The organism is Thermodesulfobacteriota bacterium, from assembly GCA_040756475.1.
In the GTDB taxonomy this organism is placed as follows: domain Bacteria; phylum Desulfobacterota; class Deferrisomatia; order Deferrisomatales; family JACRMM01; genus JBFLZB01.
Map to the genome: position 1 here is coordinate 1 of JBFLZB010000201.1, position 7949 is coordinate 7949.

8 protein-coding genes are annotated in these 7949 nt (G+C 73.2%); all 8 read left to right on the forward strand.

Annotation, left to right across the window (positions count from 1 at the left end; genetic code table 11):
* Nucleotides 1-78: 78 nt before the first annotated feature.
* A complete protein-coding gene (locus AB1578_19955) occupies nt 79-732 on the forward strand; it encodes a VTT domain-containing protein (GenBank protein MEW6490167.1) in 654 nt (217 codons plus the stop codon).
* A complete protein-coding gene (locus tag AB1578_19960; GenBank protein MEW6490168.1) occupies nt 725-1819 on the forward strand; it encodes a radical SAM/SPASM domain-containing protein in 1095 nt (364 codons plus the stop codon). Before AB1578_19955 ends, AB1578_19960 begins: the two co-directional genes overlap by 8 nt.
* Before the next feature lie 26 nt (nt 1820-1845).
* Nucleotides 1846-3006 (forward strand): beta-ketoacyl synthase N-terminal-like domain-containing protein, encoded by a 1161-nt coding sequence (locus tag AB1578_19965; protein ID MEW6490169.1) that lies wholly within the window; start codon nt 1846-1848, stop codon nt 3004-3006.
* Entirely contained in the window at nt 3003-3713 is a 711-nt protein-coding gene (locus AB1578_19970; GenBank protein ID MEW6490170.1) for a beta-ketoacyl synthase N-terminal-like domain-containing protein, read from the forward strand. Before AB1578_19965 ends, AB1578_19970 begins: the two co-directional genes overlap by 4 nt.
* Nucleotides 3710-5044, forward strand: coding sequence for a radical SAM protein (locus AB1578_19975; GenBank protein ID MEW6490171.1), 1335 nt, complete (start codon nt 3710-3712; stop codon nt 5042-5044). The genes AB1578_19970 and AB1578_19975 overlap by 4 nt, the downstream gene beginning before the upstream one ends.
* Nucleotides 5041-6414, forward strand: coding sequence for a lipid biosynthesis B12-binding/radical SAM protein (locus AB1578_19980; GenBank protein ID MEW6490172.1), 1374 nt, complete (start codon nt 5041-5043; stop codon nt 6412-6414). Before AB1578_19975 ends, AB1578_19980 begins: the two co-directional genes overlap by 4 nt.
* A gap of 235 nt (nt 6415-6649) precedes the next feature.
* Entirely contained in the window at nt 6650-7282 is a 633-nt protein-coding gene (locus tag AB1578_19985) for a hypothetical protein (GenBank protein MEW6490173.1), read from the forward strand.
* A 284-nt stretch (nt 7283-7566) separates the two neighbouring features.
* The coding region (locus tag AB1578_19990) for a DUF4410 domain-containing protein (GenBank protein MEW6490174.1) at nt 7567-7949 on the forward strand (383 nt) is incomplete at its 3' end.

Sequence of the window (7949 nt, forward strand, 5' to 3'; positions counted from 1 at the left end):
GGGGCAGCGGGCTCTCGTCCAGGCGCTGCACTTCGACGGCGCGGCGGGGGCGGTCGCCCTGGGCAGGGACCCAGCGTGATGCGGTTCCTGCGCGCCGCAGCGATCCTCGGCCTGGCTGCGGTGGCAGCATGGGCCCTGCGCCGCTACGGGGTCTGGGGCGGCGACCCCTGGGACCCCCTGACCCTGCGGGACTGGGTGACCGGCGCCGGGGTCTGGGGCCCGGCGGTCTTCCTTGCGGTTGCCACCGCAAAGCCCTTGGTCGTGCCGTACCCCGTGGGTCTCGCCTGGGTCGCGGGCGGGCTCTTCGGGACCCTCCCCGGCGGGGCCCTAGTGGCCGCCGCGGGGGTAACCTCCTCGGCGGTGGGGTACGCCGTAGGCATGGCCGGAAGGCGCCTCGCCGGCCGCGGGCTCCCCCGGCCGCCGGCCGACCTCCTACCCGAGGGGGAGGGCGCCGGCCGCGGGTTCGACTGGCGCGCCGTCGCCCTCCTGCGGGCAGTGGTGCCCTGGGACCTGGTGAGCTACTGGGCGGGGGGCCGCCGGCTGCCGCTTTCGACCTACGCCGCCGGCACCGGGGCGGCGCTCCTGCCCGTGAGCTTTGCCCACGCCTTTGCCGCCAGCGCCTTGGTGGAGGGGCAGGCGGCCCAGCTCGGCCTCGCGGTGCCCCTGGCCCTGGGGCTCCTCTACGGTCCCCTCTGGTACTTCGGCCGGCGGCGGGAGGGGCGCCGTGGCTAAGGCGTGCCTGGACCGGGTGCACCTGGAGCTCACCAACCGCTGCAACTTCCGGTGCGAGTTCTGCCCCCAGGACTCCCAGACCAGGCCCCTGGGGCAGATGGAGCCGGAGCTCTTCCGGCGGCTCGTGGGGGAGATCGCGGGGGAGCGGCTGGCCCCCGCCGTGGCCTATCACGTCATGGGCGAGCCGCTCCTTTACCCGTGGCTTCCCGAGGCCCTGGCCTGGACCCGGGAGGCGGGACTGCGCGCCCTCCTGACCACCAACGGGAGCCTGCTCACCCGGGACCGCGCCGAGGCCGTCGCCGCCGCGCAGCCGCACTTCGTGGGCATCTCCCTGCAGACGCCCGACGCCGCCTCCTTTCGCCTGCGGGGGGCGGCCGCCACCGGCTTCGCCCCCTTCCGGGAGACCCTGCTCTCCGGGGTCCGCACCCTCCTGGCCGCGTCGCCGGCCACCCGGGTCAGCGTCTACCTCCTCACCACGCCCCTTCGCTGGGCCTTCTTCCCCGCCACCCGGGGCCTGAGCATCCTCGACACCTCGGCCGCCCTGCGGCGCACGGCCCGGGCCTGGACCGAGGACCTGGGGCGTGCCCTAGAGGGGATTCACCGGCTTCGCACCCGACAGAACGTGGAGCGGGACCTGGGTCGGCTGCGCGTCTGGCGCCAGAACCGGCTCGACCTCTCGGACCGGCTCAGCCTCGAGACCCGGATCGCCGGTGACTGGGGCCGCCGGGCCAGGGAAGGTGGGGCGGGGCGCACCCGCTACCCTGCCCGAAGGGGAAGCTGCCACGGCCTCTCCGAGCACCTGGCGGTGCTCTGGGACGGCACCTACGCGTACTGCTGCGCCGACTTCGACGGCCGCACCGCGGCCGTCAACGCCCGGGACCTGGGCATCTCCGCGTTCCTCGGCCTCCCCGGCCCCCGCCGGGACCGGGAGGGGTTCCGCCGCCTCCGGGTCCACAACCCGGCCTGCCGCGCTTGCCTCGGCGGCCCAACGCGCCTGCACCGGGCCATCCGCGCCGGGGGAAGCATCTTCTACCACCGGGTCTACCGCCGCTGGTTCCAGGACCCCATGCGCTACCGGGAGCCATGACCTTGCGAGACCAGCGAGGTGCAGCCGTGGCCCCGGTCGCGGTCACGGGGGTCGGGATGCTCACGCCCTTCGGGGAGGGGCTGGAGCCCCTCTGGGAAGCGCTCTTCGGCGACCGGACCGCGCTTCGGGAGCGCCCCGGATTCCCGGGGGGCGCGTCCGGCGTCGTCCCCGGCCGAGAGGCCTGGCATCGGCCCGGCCGGGTTCGGAGGCTCGCCCTGGACGCCGGGCGCCAAGCGTTGGGCGAGGCGCGACTCCCGCGGGAGCACCTGGCCCGCACCGGCCTGTGCCTCGGCACCATCGTGGGCGAAGCGGGCCACGGCTTGCGCTGTCAGGACCCGGGTCTTTCTCCAGCCCGCCGCGCGGCGCTCCGGGCCGCCTGGTCCTGGGGCACCCTGGCCCGGCGCGTGGCCCGGCGCCTCGAACTGGGGGGGGTGGTGATCCCGGTCTCGACCGCCTGCGCCTCCGGGGCGGACGCCCTGGGGCTCGCCGCCGCCGAGATCGCTGCCGGTCGCGCGCCGGCCATGGTCGCGGGGGGCACGGAAGCGGTCACCCCGTTCCAGTGGCAAGGGTTTCGTCGCCTCGGGGCGCTGGACCCCGGGGGCGTCCACCCCTTCGACGCGCGTCGCGCCGGCACCGGCCTGGGCGAGGGCGCGTGCTTTTGCGTGCTCGAGGAGGAGTCCCAGGCGCGGAAGCGCAGGGCGCCGATCCTGGGTCGGGTTCTCGGCTGGGGCACCGCGGCCGACGCTCTGAGCCTCGCTGCCCCGGACCCCGCGGGGCGGGGCCTGGCGCGGGCGGCGCGCGCGGCCCTGCGGCAAGCGGGGCGTTCGCCCGAGGAAGTCTCCTTCGTGGTCGCCCACGCCACCGGCACGCCCACCAACGACCGCTCGGAGGCCCTGGCGCTGCGCGAAGTGTTCGGGGCCCGCCTGCCCGGGCTGCCCGTGACCGCGCTAAAGGGAGCCACCGGGCACTGCTTCGGGGCCTCCGCCGCCATCGAGGCAGCTGTGGCCCTGGCCTGCCTGCGCCACGGCTCGATCCCTCCGGTGGTGGGGCTTCGCGACCTGGACCCGGGGCTGGTCGTCCAGCCGGCGCGCCAGCGGCCCCGGCAGGTGGGCCCCGGAGTCGCGCTGGCCCTGGCGTCCGGCCTGGGGGGACAGAACACGGCCCTGGTCCTGGGAGGCGCCCGGTGATCGGGGACGGACTCGCCGTCACCGCGTGGGGCCGGTGGGGCGCGCCGGGGCTGCCCGACTTCTGGGCGCTGGGCACGGACCGGCGGGAGGAGCCGGCGGTCGAGGCCCTGGCCGTCCTGGCCAGGCACTGCCTGGACCAGGCGGGTTTGGCGCCCGGACCCACGGTTGCCCTGGCACTGGCCCTAGGCAGCGCCATTCGCGGATTGAACGAGCAGCACGCCCAGGCCGTCTTCTCGGGGACCCCGGCCGCACTGAGCCCGCGGGTGTTTCTGTACACCACGCCCAACGCCGTCGCGGCCCGGGTGTCGATTCTCCTCGGCCTCACGGGCGAGAGCCTCACCCTGCCCGACCCGGGTGCACCGTTCTGGGTCGCCGCGGACCTGCTGCGCACCGGGCGCGCCGAGGTGGTCCTGGTCGGCGGCGCGTCCGCGCAGGCGGGCCCCAGTGGGCACGGGCGGCAGAGAGCTGCCCTGCTCTGCCTCGAACCTGCAACCCGCGGGCAGAACCGGAACCGCCCCCCGCAAGCAGGTCTTCGCCTGGACCCGACGACCCAGAGTGGCTGCTGGCCGGACGAGGAAGAGCACGGGGTCGCGGAGGCGCTCGTCGGGATGGTCGAGGCGGGCAGCCCCGGGGCGGTAGCCTGCGGCCGGCGCGGCCGCGTCCTGGTCGAAACATGTGTCCGGCTCTCGAAGGATTCCGCCCCATGAAGGTTCTCCTGATCACCCCCGTCGGCCAATCGAAGCTCCTGGGCTCGAGCTTCTACTTCCGCTTCCCCTTCCTGAGCCTCCCCACGGTGGCAGGGCTCACCCCGCCGGGGGTGGACGTGCGGATCGTCGATGAGAAGGTGGACGAGATCCCCTGGGAGGCCCGGCCCGACCTGGTGGGCATCACCGCCATGACCCCGCTCGCGCCTCGGGCTTACGAGATCGCCGACCGCTTCCGCGCCGCCGGGGTGCCGGTGGTCCTGGGGGGCATGCACCCCTCGGTGCTCCCCGAGGAGGCCCTGGGGCACGCCGACGCGGTGGTGGCGGGCGAGGCCGAGAGCGTGTGGCCCCGGGTCATCGAGGACGCGCGCCAAGGCACCCTGGCCGGCGTCTACCGGGCGGAGGGGTTCCCGGACCTCGGCCGGTGCGCGGCAGCTCCCCAGCGGGACCTCCTCGCGGCCGAGAAGTACATGCCCGTCACCTTCATGGAGACCAGCCGCGGGTGCCCCCACGGGTGTCACTTCTGCTCGGTCACCCGGTTTTTCGGCGGCAAGCACCGCACCCTGCCCGTGGACCTGGTGGTGGCGCAGCTCAAGGAGCTCAAGCCCACCGAGAAGCGCTTCGCGATCAAGAACTGCGTCTTCTTCGTGGACGACAACATCATCGGCGACCCGGACCACGCAGCAGCGCTCTTCGAGGCCATCCGGCCCTTCAACCTGCGCTGGCTCGGCCAGACCTCCATCGCCATCGCCCAGCGCCCCGATCTCCTGCGGGCCATGGCCGCGAGCGGGTGCATGGGCATCGAGATCGGCTTCGAGACCGTGAGCGACACCCAGGAGAGCAAGCGCATCGGCAAGCCGGTGAAGGACCCGGCCGAGGTGCTGGAGGCTGTACAAGTCATCCACGGCCACGGCATCGGCATCCAGGGATCGTTCATCTTCGGCTTCGACCACGACGCCCCGGGGGTCTTCGAGCGCACCGCCCGCTTCGTGGACAAAGCCCGCCTCGACGCCGTGTACGTGGGCATCCTCACCCCCTACCCCGGCACCCGGAGCTACCGCAAGCTCGTGGAGGAGGGGCGCATCCTGCACGAGCGGTGGGAGGAGTACGACACCGCCCACGTGGTGTTCGAGCCCAAGGGCATGACTCCCCGGGAGCTCGAGGCGGGCTACCACCGGATGCTGCGCCACATCTACAGCTGGCGCAGCATGGGGCGGCGCCTCCTGGGGAGCCGCACCCAGCCGGCGTTCTTCGTGCCCATGAACCTGGGCTTCAAGGTCTCCCTGGGGCGGATGCTGCGCGAGCTCGCCGCCGAGGCCCGGGGCAGGGCGTGAGGGTCCTCCTCGTCTCGGCCAACCGGGAGGACTTCCCGGACCCGGTCTACCCCCTGGGGATCAGCCTGGTGGCGGCCGCCGTGGAGCGGGCGGGCCACGCGGTCCGCCTCCTAGACCTGCGCTGGGACGCGGGGGAGCTGGCGACGTCCGTGGAGGCGTGGCGGCCCGACGTGGTGGGCCTCGGGATCCGCAACGTGGACAACCTCACCTGGGGCCGCAGCGTGAGCTACCTGCCCGAGATCGAGGCCGCCGTCGCCGAGCTCCGCACGGCTTTTCAGGGCCCCCTGATCCTGGGCGGCTCCGGATACTCCCTCTTCCCAGCGGCCCTGCTGCGCCGCCTGGGCGCCGACTGGGGCGTGGTCGGCGAGGGAGAGGAGGCCTTCCCCTCTCTGCTCGACACCCTGTCCCGGGGCGCCGACCTCGCGCCCGTCCCCGGCGTCGTCTGCCGCGAGACGGGCGACCGGCCGGCAACGCCCCGGGCGACCGCGCCCCTCATGCGGCACCCCCTCCGGCAAGACCTCCTGGCCCACTACCTGCCCACCGGCGCGGCGGTCGGCGTGCAGGCCAAGCGCGGCTGCGCCTTTGCCTGCACCTACTGCACCTACCCGGCGCTGGAGGGGCGGACGCTGCGCCTGCGCGAGCCCGACGACGTGGTGGACGAGGTGGAGGAGCTGGCCGGCGCCGGGGCCCGGAGCGTGTTCTTCGTGGACGACACCTTCAACATCCCGGCCGATCACGCCGAGGGGATCTGCCGGCGCCTGGTCGAGCGCGGCGTCCGAGTCTCGTGGAGCGCCTTCGTCCATCCGGGCCGGCTCGCCCCGGAGCTGGCCGAGTGGATGAGGCGCTCGGGCTGCGCGGGCCTCGAGTTCGGCACCGACAGCCTGAGCGACCCGGTGCTCGAGGCGCTCCAGAAGGGCTTCACCGCGGCCGAGGTGACGGCGAGCGCCGCAGCCGCCGCCGGGGCCGGCATCCCCGCGGCTCACTACCTGCTCCTGGGGAGCCCGGGCGAGACCCCGGCGACGCTGGCCCAGACCCTGGAGGCCGGGGACCGCCTCCCCCCGGCCGCCTTCATCGCCCTGGTGGGGGTGCGGCTCTACCCGGGCACCGAGCTCGTTGCGCGGGCCAGGGCCGAGGGCCTCTGCGGCGGCGACGACAGCCTGCTTGAGCCGACCTTCTACCTCTCCCCCGGGATGTCCGCCGGCGAGGTCGCCCGGGCAGTCGGCCGGCACGCCCGCAGCCGGCGCGCGTGGGTCGTGCCGGGCCTGGGCATCCGCAGCGACCCGGCGGTGCTCGACCGCCTGCGCCGGACGCAACGAAGCCCGACCTGGGCGGCCCTCTTGGTGACGAGGTCGGCAGACGAAGGGGGATGAGCGTGGACGCGAGTGGTCGTCACTCGCCCGGCCCGCGGCACATGCGGTCCGGAAAACCCTCGGCCAGTCTTTATCCGTTGCACCGTGGTCGCGCGTTGGGATATGGTCCCCGCCTGTCCAGGGTTTCGGCGAACTTCGGGGGAGGCTCCAGCGCATGGAACACGAGCAACCGGCGTCCCGTCGCCCGCTCACCGTGCCTGGGGCTTTTTGCGTTTCTTGCCTGCGGAGGAAGACCATGAAGCGAACGTTGGCGTCTCTCACTGGGGTGGTGATGGGGCTGGCGCTGCTGGCGCCTTCGGGCGCGCTGGCCTTCGGGCTCGGCGCTTACGTGGAAGGTGCGGCGGGCAGCGTGGACTGGACTTTCGAGGACGAGTTCGGTCGAGATTTCGACGTCGACGGCGACGAGAAGCGGGGAACCTTCGGGTTCGTCCTGGACACCGCGGTGGCCAAGGACACCCTCTTCAACTACCGCCTCAGCGTGGGCTTCTCCCGCTTCGACGCCGACTTCGACGACGTGGGCGAGACGCTGGAGCTCAGCGGGCTCGTGGTCGACAACACCTTCGGGTTCGGCGTGTACCGTTCCGAATCGCTGCGCCTGTGGCTCGGGCCCCAGGTGCGGCTTGCCTTCTACACCGGCGAGTTCGAGGACTCGGGCTTCGAGGTGGACGTGATCGAGTTCGCCCTGGCCCCCGTGGTCGGCCTCAACCTCCACCTGGGAAAAACGATGAGCCTGGCGTTCGCAGCGGGCTATCGGTTCTCCGGCTTTGCCGGCTCCGACGAGGACGACGACGACATCACGGGCAGCGGGCGGGAGGTGTTCGGGAACCTGTCGCTGCTATTCCGGCTTGGCGACGACCGCTGGAGGTAGCGACGCACCCGACCCCGACCTGCCTCGCACACCCCGCCCTGCGGCGCAAGGAGGAAACCATGGCAGCCCTTGCAAGAGCGAAAGTCCTCGTACTGATTGTCTCGCTTGCCCTTATGGGAGGCTGCGCCTCCACCGGCGGCAAGGCGGCGGGTCCCGGCACAAGCGAGGCCGCGAAGGCCAGTACCGCCGAGGCTCCGGCAGAGGGTTCCCACGGAGAGCGCACCTACCAGAATCCAGCAGCGAAGCTCGGCAGTTTTGCTGCCGTTCTCGTCGAGCCCCCCCAGATGAGGACCACCGCAGACCACAACGAGAAGGTGGACGACTTCCTCAAGCAACTGGAGGGCACGATCCGTGCGTCCTTGACCCAGTCCCTGGAAGCCTCGGGGCGCTTCAAGGAGGTCACCGCCCGCCCGGAGACCGCCCGGGCGAGCGGCTCCTACCTCGTGTGCAAGAGCGAGGCGATGGTCCACTTCGGCAGCACGGCCGCCCGCCTGCTCGTCGGCATGGGGGCTGGCCGGAGCAAGCTGATCGTCATCCACAGCCTCGAAGACCCCCAGACCGGCGAGATCCTCGTCAAGTACACGGGTTGGGGTGGCGCCATCGGCGGCTTCGGCTTCCAGATCCTGGGCAAGATGCAGGCCGACGCCGTCGCTATTGCCAACTACTA

What these genes read in the sequence shown, in the direction of transcription:
- AB1578_19975 (MEW6490171.1), top strand. Translation starts at nt 3,710, where the DNA reads ATGAAGGTTCTCCTGATCACCCCCGTCGGCCAATCGAAGCTCCTGGGC.
- AB1578_19955 (MEW6490167.1), top strand. Translation starts at nt 79, where the DNA reads ATGCGGTTCCTGCGCGCCGCAGCGATCCTCGGCCTGGCTGCGGTGGCA.
- AB1578_19985 (MEW6490173.1), top strand. Translation starts at nt 6,650, where the DNA reads ATGAAGCGAACGTTGGCGTCTCTCACTGGGGTGGTGATGGGGCTGGCG.